15 protein-coding genes are annotated in these 13,008 nt (G+C 66.5%); 3 read left to right on the top strand and 12 right to left on the bottom strand.

Translation table 11 applies throughout. The features are described 5' to 3' along the window. Positions 1–3: 3 nt before the first annotated feature. Genes GAK28_RS04710 through GAK28_RS04685 form a run of 6 tightly spaced genes read right to left on the bottom strand, consistent with a single transcriptional unit; the run spans position 4 to position 6,493 of the window. Entirely contained in the window at positions 4–1,224 is a 1,221-nt protein-coding gene (locus tag GAK28_RS04710; RefSeq protein WP_291775749.1) for a beta-ketoacyl-[acyl-carrier-protein] synthase family protein, read from the bottom strand. Then, positions 1,224–2,477 (bottom strand): beta-ketoacyl-ACP synthase, encoded by a 1,254-nt coding sequence (locus tag GAK28_RS04705; protein WP_291775746.1) that lies wholly within the window; start codon positions 2,475–2,477, stop codon positions 1,224–1,226. The genes GAK28_RS04710 and GAK28_RS04705 overlap by 1 nt, the downstream gene beginning before the upstream one ends. Then, positions 2,474–4,828, bottom strand: coding sequence for an MMPL family transporter (locus GAK28_RS04700; RefSeq protein WP_291775743.1), 2,355 nt, complete (start codon positions 4,826–4,828; stop codon positions 2,474–2,476). Before GAK28_RS04700 ends, GAK28_RS04705 begins: the two co-directional genes overlap by 4 nt. After that, positions 4,825–5,433: an outer membrane lipoprotein carrier protein LolA gene (locus tag GAK28_RS04695; protein WP_291775740.1), complete on the bottom strand. Its 609-nt coding sequence runs from the start codon at positions 5,431–5,433 to the stop codon at positions 4,825–4,827. Before GAK28_RS04695 ends, GAK28_RS04700 begins: the two co-directional genes overlap by 4 nt. Beyond that, positions 5,421–6,215: a glycosyltransferase family 2 protein gene (locus tag GAK28_RS04690; protein ID WP_291775737.1), complete on the bottom strand. Its 795-nt coding sequence runs from the start codon at positions 6,213–6,215 to the stop codon at positions 5,421–5,423. The genes GAK28_RS04695 and GAK28_RS04690 overlap by 13 nt, the downstream gene beginning before the upstream one ends. Before the next feature lie 8 nt (positions 6,216–6,223). Then, on the bottom strand, positions 6,224–6,493 hold the full coding sequence (locus GAK28_RS04685; RefSeq protein WP_291775734.1) for an acyl carrier protein: 270 nt from the start codon (positions 6,491–6,493) through the stop codon (positions 6,224–6,226). Positions 6,494–6,880: 387 nt separating this feature from the next. Here GAK28_RS04685 and GAK28_RS04680 point away from each other — a divergent pair, with 387 nt between their 5' ends. Next, complete coding sequence (locus GAK28_RS04680) at positions 6,881–7,012, top strand: hypothetical protein (protein ID WP_291775732.1); 132 nt, start codon at positions 6,881–6,883, stop codon at positions 7,010–7,012. Positions 7,013–7,018: 6 nt separating this feature from the next. Here the strand turns inward: GAK28_RS04680 and GAK28_RS04675 are convergent, their stop codons facing one another. From GAK28_RS04675 to GAK28_RS04660, 4 genes are all read right to left on the bottom strand, one after another. Further along, entirely contained in the window at positions 7,019–7,219 is a 201-nt protein-coding gene (locus tag GAK28_RS04675; RefSeq protein WP_291775729.1) for a hypothetical protein, read from the bottom strand. Positions 7,220–7,245: 26 nt separating this feature from the next. Then, the gene (locus tag GAK28_RS04670; protein ID WP_291775726.1) at positions 7,246–7,464 is read right to left on the bottom strand and encodes a cold-shock protein; all 219 of its coding nucleotides are present in this window, start codon (positions 7,462–7,464) and stop codon (positions 7,246–7,248) included. Positions 7,465–7,810: 346 nt separating this feature from the next. Then, positions 7,811–8,914, bottom strand: a complete 1,104-nt coding sequence (locus GAK28_RS04665) for a Glu/Leu/Phe/Val dehydrogenase dimerization domain-containing protein (RefSeq protein ID WP_291775723.1) — start codon at positions 8,912–8,914, stop codon at positions 7,811–7,813. Positions 8,915–9,107: 193 nt separating this feature from the next. Next, positions 9,108–9,449 carry a YXWGXW repeat-containing protein gene (locus GAK28_RS04660; protein WP_291775721.1) on the bottom strand — a complete coding sequence of 114 codons (342 nt, stop codon included), beginning with the start codon at positions 9,447–9,449 and terminating at the stop codon, positions 9,108–9,110. A 180-nt stretch (positions 9,450–9,629) separates the two neighbouring features. Between GAK28_RS04660 and GAK28_RS04655 the strand changes: the two genes are divergently transcribed. Continuing rightward, complete coding sequence (locus tag GAK28_RS04655; protein ID WP_291775719.1) at positions 9,630–10,505, top strand: alpha/beta fold hydrolase; 876 nt, start codon at positions 9,630–9,632, stop codon at positions 10,503–10,505. Between the two features lie 54 nt (positions 10,506–10,559). Here GAK28_RS04655 and GAK28_RS04650 read toward each other — a convergent pair whose 3' ends face one another. Then, on the bottom strand, positions 10,560–10,958 hold the full coding sequence (locus tag GAK28_RS04650) for a biopolymer transporter ExbD (protein WP_291775716.1): 399 nt from the start codon (positions 10,956–10,958) through the stop codon (positions 10,560–10,562). A 241-nt stretch (positions 10,959–11,199) separates the two neighbouring features. Here GAK28_RS04650 and GAK28_RS04645 point away from each other — a divergent pair, with 241 nt between their 5' ends. Further along, positions 11,200–12,018 carry a DUF3014 domain-containing protein gene (locus GAK28_RS04645; RefSeq protein WP_291775714.1) on the top strand — a complete coding sequence of 273 codons (819 nt, stop codon included), beginning with the start codon at positions 11,200–11,202 and terminating at the stop codon, positions 12,016–12,018. Positions 12,019–12,066: 48 nt separating this feature from the next. On the opposite strand, the gene GAK28_RS04640 is transcribed toward GAK28_RS04645, so the two are convergent. After that, positions 12,067–12,978 carry a peptidylprolyl isomerase gene (locus GAK28_RS04640; protein WP_291775712.1) on the bottom strand — a complete coding sequence of 304 codons (912 nt, stop codon included), beginning with the start codon at positions 12,976–12,978 and terminating at the stop codon, positions 12,067–12,069. Positions 12,979–13,008 lie beyond the last annotated feature (30 nt).

Below are 13,008 nucleotides of genomic sequence, written 5' to 3'. Positions count from 1 at the left end.
GGCTCAGGCCTCGTGGTATCGACGGACGACAAGGGCGGCGCAACTGCCGCCGAAGCCGAAGGTGTTGGACAGCACGGCGTCCACGTGGGCTTCGCGTTCGCCGTCGAGCAGGGGCGCGTCGGCGAAGGCCTCGTCCAGATCCCGCGGCAGGGTGCCGCCGAGCAGGACACCGTGCTCCATCATCGCGATGGACGTAATCAGGTCCAGCGCACCGGCCGCGGCGGGCGCATGGCCCGTCTGGCCCTTGATCGACGACATCCAGGGGACGGGGTGGCCGCGCTCCTCGAACACACGACGCAGTGCCTGCCACTCGGCCAGGTCGCCGGCCACGGTGGCGCAGGCATGGGTGTTCACGTAGTCGGGAATCGTGCCGGCGAGGTCGATGGCCTGGTGCATCGCTTCGGCCATGCCATCGGCGTTCGGGCTGACCATGCCGTCGGGATCGGACGCCGCGCCATAGCCCGCCATCTCGGCGAGGATGGTCGCACCGCGGGCGAGCGCGTGTTCGAGCGATTCCAGTACCAGCACGCCTGCACCGCCGGCCAGCACGATGCCGTCGCGGCTCCTGGCATAGGGTGTGGACACATGGTCGTCGGCGACACTGTCCGTCGACAGCGCGTTCATCACGTCGAAGCACATGGCTGCCTTGTCGTGCAGCTCTTCAGCGCCACCGCAGACTACGATCTCCTGGCGACCCAATTGGATCAACTCCATCGCCTGGCCGACCGCGTGCGTGGCGCTGGTGCATGCGGAGCCGACGGTGAAACCGCGCCCTCCGAAGCCGAAGGCGTGCACGAGCGTCGCGCTGACGGCACTGCCCATGCTGCGCGGCACGATGAAAGGCGACAGCCGCGCATAGCCCTTGGCGTGGAAGACATCCAGCCCCGCCTCGTATTCGGAAAGCGCCGCCATGCCGCCCATGACGATGCCGACGTCGCGTTCGCGCACGCGGGCTTCGTCGATACCGGCCTCGGCCAGGGCCTCGCGGGTGGCATGCCAGGCGTACTCGGCGGCCTGCGGGAAATAGCGGCGCAGCTTGCGCGGTGGCGGCTCCAGCGTGCCCGTGTCGGCCGGCGCGGCGACACGGTTGCGCATGCCCAGCGCCGCGAAGTCCGGCATGTCGCAAAAGCCCGTGCGCCCCGCGCGCAGGCCATCGAACAAGGCATGGCGATCCGGCCCCAGGCAGGACACCGCCCCCATGCCGGTGACGACGACGCGACGCATCAACGCCAGGCCCTGAAGATCAGCGACGTGTTGATGCCACCGAACGCGAAGTTGTTGTTCATCACGTAGTCGGTGTGGATGGCGCGGCCTTCGCCCGTGATGTAGTCGAGCGCAGCGCATTCCGGGTCTGGCGTATCAAGGTTGATCGTGGGTGCGAACCATCCTTCGTGCATCATCCGGATCGCCCACCAGGACTCCAACGCGCCACAGGCGCCGAGGGTATGGCCAACGTAGCTCTTCATCGAGCTGATCGGCACGTTGGCGCCAAGCACGTCGGCGGTGGCGTGGCTTTCCGCCACGTCGCCACGATCGGTGGAGGTACCGTGTGCGCTGACGTAACCGATGGCCGAGGCGTCGAGGCCGGCATCGAGCAAGGCCAGGCGCATCGCGGCCGCCATGGTCTCGCGGGTGGGCTGGGTAATGTGCGCGCCATCGGAGTTGGTGCCGAAGCCGACGATCTCCGCATGGATGGTCGCACCGCGCGCCACGGCGTGTTCGTACTCTTCAATCACGAGCGTGGTCGCGCCTTCACCGACCACGAGGCCGTCGCGCTTCGCATCGAAGGGACGAGGCGTCACTCCGGGGGTATCGTTTTGCGTGCTGGTGGCGAACAGGGTGTCGAAGACGGCCGCGCCGGGACCGGATAGTTCCTCGGCACCCCCGCAGAGCATCAGCGTCTGCTTGCCCTGCTGGATCGCTTCATAGCCGTAGCCGATGGCCTGGCTGCCCGAGGTGCACGCGCTCGACGTGGTGATGACGCGGCCCTTCAGGCCGAAGAACACGCCGACGTTCACGGCGGTGGTGTGCGCCATCATCTGGATGTAGCTGGTCGCCGTGACACCCTGCATCGATCCGGTTTCCAGCATGTGGCCGACCGTGCGTGCCGGCTCGATGCTGCCGCCGGAGGAGCCGTAGGCCACACCCATGCGGCCGTCCGTGATCGACGGGTCGCCGAGCAGGCCGGCATCGGCGAGGGCGCGCTCGCTTGCGGCGACGGCCAGCTGGGCGACGCGACCCATCGAACGCATGTGCTTGCGCGACCAGTGCGACGGCACGGTGAAATCGTCCACCGGGCTGCCGAGGCGGCCGTTGAGCGCGTCGAAGTAATCCCATTCGCCCATTCGGCGGATGGCGTTGCGACGTTCGCGCAAACGGGCTTCGATCGTGGGCCAGTCGTGGCCGAGCGGCGTGATGCCACCAAAGCCAGTGACGACGACGCGACGGAGAGGGCGGGAAGATGAGGTCTGGGTCATGCGTGTGATGTCTTGGTGTCAGGCGCGCTTACCGGCGCGAGCAGCGCGGTGAAGCCGATGCCGAAGAGCAGGGTGATTCCGAAGTGCCGCAGCGCGGGCATCGTGCTCAGGGCGAGCAGTCCGAAGGAAAGCAGGGCGGTGACGGCGGAGAGCAGCACGCCCGCATAGGCCGCGCCGGGTCGATGCGCGGCATGCGGCTCGCCTTCGCGCAGGAACACGGCGTAGTTGGCGCCGACGCCGAGCACGAGCATGAGCGCCATCACGTGGAACAGCGTGAGCGGTTCGCCGAGATAGCCGAGCGTGCCCATGCTGAGCGCGATGCCTGCCGCCGGCGGCAGCAGTACGCGCCACGCCGAGCGGATGCCATAGCGCCAGGCGAGCGCCATGCCGACGAGCACGAGTGCGCCGCCGAGCCAGAGCACGGCCTGCCCGCGGTACTGGCCGAACAGGGCGGAAATGCTGGCCGGCTTGTCGATGAGGGACACGCCAGGCAGGCCGTCGGCCATCGCCTTCAACGTCGCGACGTCGTCCTGTCCGCGCGGTACCACGATGCTGGCGCGTTCGAGCCACAGGTAGCGGAACGGCGTGTAGGCCGGCATGGCCTGCCAGTCGGCAAGGGTGAGTGGCGTGCCGGGAAAGGCGTGGGCGTAGGCATCCGCGGCTTCGGGCTTGAACCCGGCGGCCAGCATCGCCGAGCGCATCCGTTCTCCGCAGTCTCCGGTCGCAGGAGGCGATCCCGTGGAACCCTGGCTGGCGCAGAGGAGGGCGAGGTTGTCGGCCTGGCGCTTCTGGGACGGTAGCATCGCCGTCATGCCCGTCCAGCCGATGTGTTCGCGGTCGAGACGGTCGGTGAGGGCTTCCTCGTGGCGCAGGGTCTCTTCGGCATCCGCGCCTTCCACCAGCCAAAACTGGCTGCCGCCGCCCATGCCTGCGATGTCGCGAATGATCGCCGTCTGCGCGTCGAGCGAGGGTGGCGGAGAGATCAGCAGATGGATGTCGTCGTCGTGGCCCAGGCGCAGCCATCCGGGCACCGCGGCGATGACGAGCAGGCCGACGACAACGACGGCGCGTCGGCCGCTGGCGAGGCGTTGCCAGGCCCGCGCGGCATGCACGAGCGGCGCGGAGATCGGTGCGCGCGCCGGGGCGCGTGCCAGCGCAGGAAGCAACCAGAAGACGCTCGCACACGCGACGCACATGCTGGCGATGGCGAACACGGCCATCTGGCGCAGCGCGGGGAAGGGCAGCAACGCGAGCAGGGCATAACCGAGCAGCGAGGTCGCCAGCGCGAGCATCAGGGCCGGCCTGACCTGGCGTACGCCATCTTCCGGCTGCCAGTGGTTCCCTGCGTTGGCGCGCGCGCAGAGGTACTGGATGGAATAGTCGACGGCCTCTCCCAGCAGCGCAGCACCAAACACCAGGGTGAGCAGGTGCAATTGCCCAAAGACGAGGATCGTGGTGACGACCGCGCCCACGACACCGAGCGCCGTGGACAGGAACGCGATGAACAGCGGTCGTGGCGAACGGAAGGCGAAGAGCAGCAGCAGGGCGATGCCCACGGTGGAAGCGATGCCCACCACGTGCGTGTCGCGCTCGGCTCCCGCGCGTGCGGCAGCGGCGTAGAATACGGCACCGGTCCGCAACAGGCGCGCGTTTGGATGTGCCGCGTGCATGGCATCTTCCGCGCGACCCAGCGCGGCAAGGGCGCGACGTTGCACGCCATCATCGTAGGAGGAGCCGGCGAGGGTGGCGATCACCATCACATAGCTGCCGTCGTCGCGATGCGCCGTGAGCAGGTCGTCTTCCGGTATGAGGGTGCCCTGGCTCCAGGGTTGCCGGTCGAACCAGTGACGAAGCCAGCCGAACGGATCGTCGGCGAGCGACGGACCGACGTTGACGCCGAACGGCTCGTTGAGCTGGCGGCGCAGCACGGCGGACGCGTCGAAACCTGGCGCGGCGAGCGCGGCGCGATCGGTCGGCGTCAGCAGGTGGAATCGATGCGGGAGCAGCGGCGCGACGAGCTGGGCGGGATCGAACGGCGGCAGCTCCGCGATGACGGAGGCGAAGGCCGGATCCTTGCCGAGCGCGGTGCCCAGCTCGTGAGCGGCGGTCTTGGCGATCTCGTCGTCGCGGTCCGCCACCAGCAGGATCATCCGGTCGCCGCTCGCCCGGGTCAGGCGCTCGACGGCTTCTTCGGCCAGCGGATTGCGCTCGGTGGCCGGCAACATCGCCAGCAGGTCGGTGCGCAGGGCGGGGGTGTCACGGCCGAACAGCAGCCAGGTACCCAGCAGGCAGACCAGCAGCGCCGCGAGCGTGAAGAGCCCGGCGCGGGCCGAGGTCGTCAACCGCCTCATGGGACGCCGAGGGCCTTCGCTTCGAGGGGATTCAGCGGAGCGGCGTCCCGGGTGTTCGCGAACACGATGCGCGTGCGCTCGCCATTGGCGAGGTCCACCTCGATCGCGTCGAGAAATTCACCGCCACGCAGGGTGATGCCGGCGAGGACGCGCGCCATGCGTGCCTGGCGCGGGGTGAAGCGAAGCGTCCACTGCGTGAGCGTACCGTCGGCCGCCACGTCGAACTGGCGCAGGGCCTCGTCCGCGTGGCCTGCGAGCAGTCCCTGCAACATGGCGGAAACCTGGGTTATGCCCCGGTTCGCATCCGGCACGCGTTCCACGCGACCCTCCGCCGTCAGGCGCGCGGTGCGCCCCGAGGTGAGTACGAGCGTGTCGTCGAACGGATCGCGGGTGTGCCAGAGCATGCCGTGACCGATCACGAAGAGCAGGTCGCCATGGCTGACTTGCGGCGCGGCCAGCGCGGGGTTCTCGCGGGTCTGGGTGAAATCCGCCCGCACCTGTGTGTGGGTCGACAGATGGGCGAGGATGTCGTTGACCTGTGTGGTTGACTGCGCCTGTGCGGTGAAGGCGACCAGCAGGGCGACGAGGGCGATCAGACGGCGCATCGGGTTTCCGTACGGCGGAATTTTCGGAGGACGAGGCGGGGCAGGCGCGGCAACATACCCAGCAGGAGTCGCGTGTGCATCGCGCTGATGCGGACGTTGTCGCGCCACATGCGGAAATGCGACAGCCCGCCCTCGGGATAGATCACGCGGGTAGGTACGTTGCGTGCGGGGACGCCGCGCCAGTACAGGCGCACGGCGATCTCGGTGTCGAAGTCCATGCGCGCCGGGAGTGGCTTGCGGGCGATCTCGGCGCGGGTCGGCGCGAGTGGATACACCCGGTAGCCGCACATCGAGTCCTGGATGTCGAACGACAGGGTTTCGGCCCAGACGCAAACGTGGGTGACGTAACGGCCATACAACCGGGCCCGCGGAACCGAGTCGTCGTAGATGGGACGGCCGCAGATCATCGCGTCGGGATGGGCGCGAGCTTCATCGATGAAGCGGGGCACGTCGGCGGTGTCGTGCTGGCCGTCGGCGTCGATCTGCAACACATGGCTATAGCCGGCCTCATGGGCGGCGAGGAAGCCCGCCGTAAGCGCCTTGCCCTTGCCGCCGTTCACGGGCAGGCGGATCAGGCGGAGGTCGTGACGACTGGCGACGAGGCTGTCGAGGATCGCGCGGGTATCCGCACTCGATCCGTCGTCCACGATGATGACCGGGAGTCCGTGGGCGGCGAGCGCGTTCGCCGTCGCGGCGATGCTGCTTCCGTGGTTGTAGATGGGAACGACGGCGCAAGGCGCGAAGGCCTGCGCGGCGTCCCGCGATCCGGGCCTGCCCGCCATCGGACCGCTCAGCGGGTGAGCAGGTTCTGCACCGTGGCGACCACGTCGCCGACCGTGCGCACGCTCTTGAAGTCTTCCGGCTTGATCCGGGTGCCGGTCATGTCCTGGACCTGGATGGCGAGGTCGATCGCGTCGATGCTGTCCAGTTCGAGGTCGGTGAACAGGTTGGCCTCGGGGGTGACGCGCGCCGGGTCGATCTCGAAGGTCTCGTGCAGGACCGATCGCAGGCGACCGAGGACGTCGTCGAAGGTGAAGGTTTCAGCTGGGATCGCGCTCATAGCTCGGTAAGTCCATTTCATCCCCGGGATCGGGCGTCCGCGCCACAAAGGGAACAGCGGGCCGCACCGTCGCCAGGGCGACGAAGGTCGTGATCGATGGTTTCGGTTGTGGCCGCCCCCGCGGACGGCATCCCCTGCCACCCAAAAGCATCGCGCAGGCAACGCCTTACGAGATACACATGGCGCGGCGAGTGTACCAGATCGCACCGCCTGCGGGTGCCGTATTCGCGTAGTCCCTTTCCCGCGTTCGGCCTGTCCGGACGGGCGGCCACGTCCGCGGACACTCATGGAAGGGCGCCCATCCTCGGAAAACCGCATTCTGGCGGGGTTCTCGGGTTGGCACGCTTCATGCCTCATCCCTGGTGAACCCACTCAAGGAGTTGCGCCATGAAAGCCGAAACCGTGCTGCTGAAAGGTCTGTTCTTCGCCGCCACGCTGGCCTGCGTGCTGACGTTCGGCGACATGCTGGTCACCCGGACCGGCTTCGCCGGTCCGGTGGCCGTCGCCGCGGCCCGCTGAGGTGGGTCAGGTGTCCTCGTCCAGCGGCTTCACGTCCGTGGCGTAGAAGCCGCCCTCGGGGCTTTCGTTGAGGGTGAACGAGACACGTTGACCCGCCGTGAGGCGGGGAGCCCCCGGCGGCATGCGCCGCTCCGTGGGAAAGGAACGCTCTTCCTCGCGGAAGAACGCCCTGTTGATGAACAAGACGATGCGAAAGAAGTCCTTCATGACGCACCCTCCGTTGTTTGTAATGGTCAGGTACCGTCGACCTTGACCTCGTCAGCCTGAAGTCCCTTCTGGCCTTGAACAACTTTGAAAGAGACCTTTTGTCCGTCCGTCAAGGATTTGAATCCGTTGCTCTGGATCGACCTGAAATGGACGAACAAATCCGCACTCCCATCCTCCGGGGAAATGAACCCGAAGCCCTTGGCATCGTTGAACCACTTGACCGTACCGGTTTTCCTGTCGCTCATGACCGTTATCTCAGCTGGTATCCCGCCACGTTTTCGGCGGTGATTCGACGCTACGCCTGGGCGGAAACGGGCGCACCCTTCACGAGCCCATGAATTTCCGGCAAGAAAAAAGTCATCACTTTGCGGCGATGACCGTTCCCGCGACGACTCGTTAAATGCCGGCTGACTATCCCAAACCGTCCTCAGGCCAGCGGACCCGGCGTCATCACGCACCTGTAGGAGCGCGCTTGCGCGCGATGGGTGCTCGCGGTAACTCCGCATCGCGCGCAAGCGCGCTCCTACAAGATCCCAAAAAAAAGCCACCGCGGCGATGCGGTGGCTTTTTTCAGAACGACGGGTGAAACGCTTACTGACCGCGCATGCGACCCTGGAAGCGCGGAGCACCGTTGCCCATGTGCGGCAGGCGGATCTTGCCGATGGCGGAGATGCGCTCTTCGGCCATGCGATCCGCGGCCTTGTAGGTCGGGATGTTGTCGCGGGCCGAGATTTCGAAGATGCGACCGACGTTGTAGTAGATCGTGCGCATCATGCGCATGGCGCGCTCGCGGTTGTAACCGTCGATTTCCAGTGAGACGTTCATCACGCCGCCGGCGTTGACGGCATAGTCCGGGGCGTAGAGCACGCCACGACGGGCCAGTTCGTCGCCGATGGCATCGGTGGCGAGCTGGTTGTTGGCCGCGCCGCAGATGATCTTCGCCTTGATGCGGTCGATGGTCTGCTCGTTGACCGTGCCGCCGAGGGCGCACGGGCTGTAGACGTCGGCGTCGACATCGTAGATTTCGTCGAGGCCCACGGCTTCGCAGCCGAGCTCGTCGACGCAGCGCTGCACGGCATCCTTGTTGATGTCGGTGACGAACACCTTGGCGCCCTGTTCGCGAAGCAGCTTGATGAACTCGCTGCCCACGTGGCCGCAGCCCTGCACGGCGTAGCTGTACTTGCCCACGTCTTCGTTGCCGTGCTTGGTCTGCAGCGCGGCCATCAGGCCCTGCAGCGTACCGAACGCGGTGAACGGCGAAGGGTCGCCCGAGCCGCCGTGAACCTGGTGCACGCCGGTGACGTACTCGGTTTCACGGAACACGTATTCCATGTCGTTGACGTCGATGCCGACGTCCTCGGCCGTGATGTAGCGGCCGTTGAGCGAGTTGACGAAGCGGCCGAAGGCGCGGAACAGCGCTTCGGACTTGTCCTTGGAGGGATCGCCGATGATGACGGCCTTGCCACCGCCGAGGTTCAGGCCAGCCACCGCGTTCTTGTAGGTCATGCCGCGCGACAGGCGGAGCACGTCGTTGATGGCGTCCTGCTCGGTCTTGTACGGCCACATGCGCAGGCCGCCGAGGGACGGGCCGAGCACGGTGTTGTGGATCGCGATGATGGCCTTCAGGCCGGCGTCCTTGTTATGGCAGAAGACGACTTCTTCGTGGCCCGTGTTGGCGATGGTTTCGAAAATCATCGAACGCAAACTCCAGTGTCAAGCGGCGGCAATACCGCTTTCAAGGTGGATTCCGGTGGCTTCGCCGCCGGAGAGGGTAACCGTCCAAAAAAATCGCCCCGGCCTGGTGGCGGGGGCGATGATGTCCTGTCAGTTTCCTAGTTTAACCCCTATGGGGGAGGTGTGTAGGTGCGGCGTAGCAACCTACATTTTTTTAACGATGCCAGCGTGGCCCACGTACCCAGGTTTCACGCTCGATCCGCCAGCCACCGCCGTACGGACGCCACACCGGCGGATGGTAGACATAGCCGGGACGCCCGGCGTACCAGCGGCCACCGATCCACACATAGCGGCCGCCGTACCAGTTCCAGTAACCCGGCGCCCAGACATAGCCGACGCGCGGTCCCGGCACGACCTCGTAGCGCGGCGGGGGCGGTGCGACCCGTACGGTGGTGACGATCACTTCCCGCGCGGTGGCGAGCGGGGCGAAGCTCGCCGCGCCGACGGCCAGGCCCAGGGCGGTGGCGATGGCCAGGGTGCGAGTGAAGCGCTTCATACGGTGTCTCCTCGGGTGTCCGCAGTGGCGGACTCGGGCGCAAGAACGGGCCTTCCTCGCGCCGGGTTGACCGGACGGGGATCGCGGTGTTCAGCTAGCCGAAAGCGGGATGTCCGGGGAACCTTGCCCCGGTGCCGCGCTCCAAGCCCTGGCATGCCGACCCTCGATCCCGCATCTTCCATGAAAGCACCTCGCCGCTTCGGCGTCCGTACCGTGGCGACCATCCTCGGGATCCGTTGCGCTTGGCGCGTCGGCAGTTACCTGGCGCCGCGGCGCACGGTGGCGCACGCGGCACGCGTATTCCAGACACCGTTGCCCAGCAGCCGTACGCGTGCTGCGTTCGCGCAGACGACCATGACCGCGCGTCGCGAGACAGTGCGTGTCGGCGATCAGGACATCGCCACCTACGTCTGGGGCGATCCGTCGACGCAGCCCTATGTGTTGCTCGTGCACGGATGGTCGAGCATGGGGCTTCGCTGGGAAAGCTGGGCGCCGTTCCTGCAGGAAAAAGGCTGGGCGGCGGTGGCGTTCGACCAGCCGGCGCATGGCCATAGCGATGGCGATCTGTGCACCTTGCCTGACTTCATGCATGCGCTGTCCGGCGTGGCCAGGCACTATGGCGATGCGCTCGGTGTGGTGGCACATTCGCTGGGCTGTGCGGCCACCACGATCGCGCTGGACGATGGCTGGACGGCGAAGCGTGTCGTGCTCATCGCGCCGCCTGCCGATCCGCAGGCAGTGACGCGGCAGTTCGCGCGCTTCATGCGCCTGGCCGAACACTTGCGTCCGTCGCTGCACGACGCGCTGGCGGCGCGCACCGGGTATGCGATCGACGACCTACATATCCGCCATCACGCACCCAGGCGTACGCAGCCGTTGCTCATCGTGCACGACTGCTTCGACAAGCAGGTGCCGGTGGAGCACGGAGAACAATACGCACAGCTATGGCCCGGCGCGACGCTGCTGAAGACACGCCACCTGGGCCATCGCAAGGTGGTGGACGACGAATGCGTCCGCACGGCGGCACTGGCCTTTCTTTCCGGAGAAGACCTGTAGGAGCGCGCTTGCGCGCGATCGCGCGCAAGTGCGCTCCTACAGGGCGGCAGTGTCTCAATCGTTGGCGAAGTCGATCGTATCCAGCCCCTGGTTCTTCACCGTGGCGATCACTCGCGCCACGTCCTCGTAGGCGGCATCGTCGCGCACATGCAGCTCGATGGGCGGTTTCTCCGAACGTGCTGCGGCGATCGCGAGTTGTTTTTCGAGTACCGGCTCGGACACGAGCATCCCATCGACGAACACCATGTCGCCGCGTTCCACCGTGATACGCAGCGGATCGGGACGGAGGTCGACGAAGGAGCGATTGGGACTGGGCAGGTCGACGAGCGTCTTGTGGGCAACGACCGGCGCCGAGATCATGAAGATGATCAGCAGCACCAGCATGACATCGACGAGCGGCGTGACGTTGATACCCGAGATGGGTGCGGCATCGAGCCTTGCAGAGAAAGCCATACTTCCTCCTGACTGATCGATTGAAAGGGGAACCCCTGGTGCCGGCCCCTGTGGGGGAATGGGCCAGCGCGGTCAGTTTTGCGCCATGCAGAGGATTTTCGCAAGAGGTTTCGCCCTCGGCGGTCGATTGCCACGAATTCGCAACGATTCGCGCCGCCGTGGGCCACGTTGGCGTTCCAGCCTTGAACCAACCATGGACTTCGTAGTCCCCATGGGGGTTGGTTTCACCGGAGTAACAGCGTTGAGCAGTCAGTCGTCGGGTTCGAAGTGGTTGGCGGGTTTGTTGGTCGTGGCGATCGTCGCCGTGGTTGGTGTTTTCCTCTATCGGGAAAAACAGGCGAGGGAAGCGGTGGGCGCTCCGCCCTTCGCATCGGCCTCGTCATCGGCGACGCCACCGACGCAGGTCCATGACCCGGCACTTCCGCAGCATCCCATCGATGGACCGGCCGGTGCGTCCACCGCCGCCTTGCCGTCACTGGACCAGAGCGATGACGCGGTGATGGCCGGCCTGCTGGCGCTCACCGGTGACGGTGCGCTGAAATCGCTGCTGCGGCCCGACGCGATCATCTCGCGCATGGTCTCCACCATCGATTCGCTGCCGAAACAGTCCGTCGGCATGAACGTGCTGCCGATGCGCACGCCGACAGGCACCTTCCAGGTGCAGTCGAGCGACGGCATGTTCGTGGCGTCGAAGAAAAACGCCGAACGGTACGCCACCTACATGTACGTGGCTGATCGTATCAACCCGACGGCCGCCGCCACCTGGTACAAGCGCAACTATCCGCTGTTCCAGCAGGCCTATCGCGACCTGGGCACCAACGGCTATTTCAACGATCGCCTCGTCGAGGTGATCGACCACCTGCTCGCCGCACCGGAGCCGAAGGGCGGTTTGCAACTGTTGCCGGAGAAGCAGGGCTACGTGTATTCCAATCCTACGTATGAACAGCTATCGGCAGGGCAGAAATTCATGGTCCGCGTGGGGCCGGAAAACGAGGCGAAACTGAAGGAAAAACTTCGCGCGTTGCGCGAGGCGATCGTCGCAGCCACTCCCGGCGCCTGATCGGCGATGCATCGGCTCCTACCCCTCCGGTAGGAGCCGACAGGTGTTTCAGGGCTTCTTCGACGGATCGCGCACTGGCACGCTGATGTTGCACAGGTCGATCTTGCCCGCCGGACGGGTATAGAAATCGTCCTTGCGGTTACGCTTGGCCTCGACCACGGCGGCGAAGGTCTTGCTGTCGGTGCGCAGCACCTGGAGTGGCGTGCGTTCCGCGGCGGGCACGTCGGCGGCGAGGCGCACGCTCTTGATCGTTACGCGTTGCTCGGGCTTGTCGTAGAAGCCCATCGGTTCGCCGCCGCGCGGATAGGCCGAGAGGAACTCCATGCCCTTGAGCACCTTGCCGGCCACGGCGAGGTTGCGGTCGAGATTGCGCGGGGCCTGGCCGATGATGGCGTAGAGCGAGCTGCCGTTGCCCGTTTCCGCACCCACGTCGCGCGCCACGCCCACGGTGCCGTAGCAGTGCGCGATCCATGCTTCACCGGCCTTGGGGTCGCGGGCCACGGGGAAGGCGTCGGAGAAGCCGACTTCCGGGGCGTAGACGTCACCGTCCGGCAACCGGGTGAAAGCATACTTGCCACCCTTGCGGGTGAACTCCGGTGGCAGGGTCTCCTTGGCGCTGCCGAGGGACTTTGCCTTGGCCTTGTCGTCGCCGTCGGCGTCGCCCCACTGGGTGACGAAGTTGTCTTGCACGCGGATGACCTGGGTGCCGTCGAAGTAATGCTCGCGGATCAGCGTGCGGATGTTGGCGGCGTGCTGGGGTGTCCAGTCCTGGGCCAGTTCGATGACGACACGGCCCTGGGGCAGGTCCATGTACACCAGGTTGGCCGGATCGGGCGTGCGCCACTCGTCCGGCGAGGACTTCGCCAGCAGTTCCTTGGGCGTGGGCGTCTTCTTCGCTTCCTCGGCCATGGCGGGCAGGGCGAGGCAAAGGGCGAGCGCGAGGCAGGTACGAGCGAGCATGGTGTCCCCTGGGTGTATACGTCCCCGTGA

The sequence above is a fragment of the Luteibacter sp. genome, assembly GCF_009912395.1.
Taxonomy (GTDB): Bacteria; Pseudomonadota; Gammaproteobacteria; order Xanthomonadales; family Rhodanobacteraceae; genus Luteibacter.
The sequence above is the reverse complement of the archived record's forward strand: the minus strand, read 5'-3'. Positions and strand labels throughout refer to the sequence as shown.

Coding starts and splice junctions, on each gene's coding strand:
- GAK28_RS04685 (WP_291775734.1), bottom strand. CDS start 6,493: ATGAGCGCGATCCCAGCTGAAACCTTCACCTTCGACGACGTCCTCGGT.
- GAK28_RS04670 (WP_291775726.1), bottom strand. CDS start 7,464: ATGAGCGACAGGAAAACCGGTACGGTCAAGTGGTTCAACGATGCCAAG.
- GAK28_RS04640 (WP_291775712.1), bottom strand. CDS start 12,978: ATGCTCGCTCGTACCTGCCTCGCGCTCGCCCTTTGCCTCGCCCTGCCC.
- GAK28_RS04660 (WP_291775721.1), bottom strand. CDS start 9,449: ATGAAGCGCTTCACTCGCACCCTGGCCATCGCCACCGCCCTGGGCCTG.
- GAK28_RS04710 (WP_291775749.1), bottom strand. CDS start 1,224: ATGCGTCGCGTCGTCGTCACCGGCATGGGGGCGGTGTCCTGCCTGGGG.
- GAK28_RS04690 (WP_291775737.1), bottom strand. CDS start 6,215: ATGGCGGGCAGGCCCGGATCGCGGGACGCCGCGCAGGCCTTCGCGCCT.
- GAK28_RS04650 (WP_291775716.1), bottom strand. CDS start 10,958: ATGGCTTTCTCTGCAAGGCTCGATGCCGCACCCATCTCGGGTATCAAC.
- GAK28_RS04665 (WP_291775723.1), bottom strand. CDS start 8,914: ATGATTTTCGAAACCATCGCCAACACGGGCCACGAAGAAGTCGTCTTC.
- GAK28_RS04705 (WP_291775746.1), bottom strand. CDS start 2,477: ATGACCCAGACCTCATCTTCCCGCCCTCTCCGTCGCGTCGTCGTCACT.
- GAK28_RS04680 (WP_291775732.1), top strand. CDS start 6,881: ATGAAAGCCGAAACCGTGCTGCTGAAAGGTCTGTTCTTCGCCGCCACG.
- GAK28_RS04700 (WP_291775743.1), bottom strand. CDS start 4,828: ATGAGGCGGTTGACGACCTCGGCCCGCGCCGGGCTCTTCACGCTCGCG.
- GAK28_RS04675 (WP_291775729.1), bottom strand. CDS start 7,219: ATGAAGGACTTCTTTCGCATCGTCTTGTTCATCAACAGGGCGTTCTTC.
- GAK28_RS04655 (WP_291775719.1), top strand. CDS start 9,630: ATGAAAGCACCTCGCCGCTTCGGCGTCCGTACCGTGGCGACCATCCTC.
- GAK28_RS04695 (WP_291775740.1), bottom strand. CDS start 5,433: ATGCGCCGTCTGATCGCCCTCGTCGCCCTGCTGGTCGCCTTCACCGCA.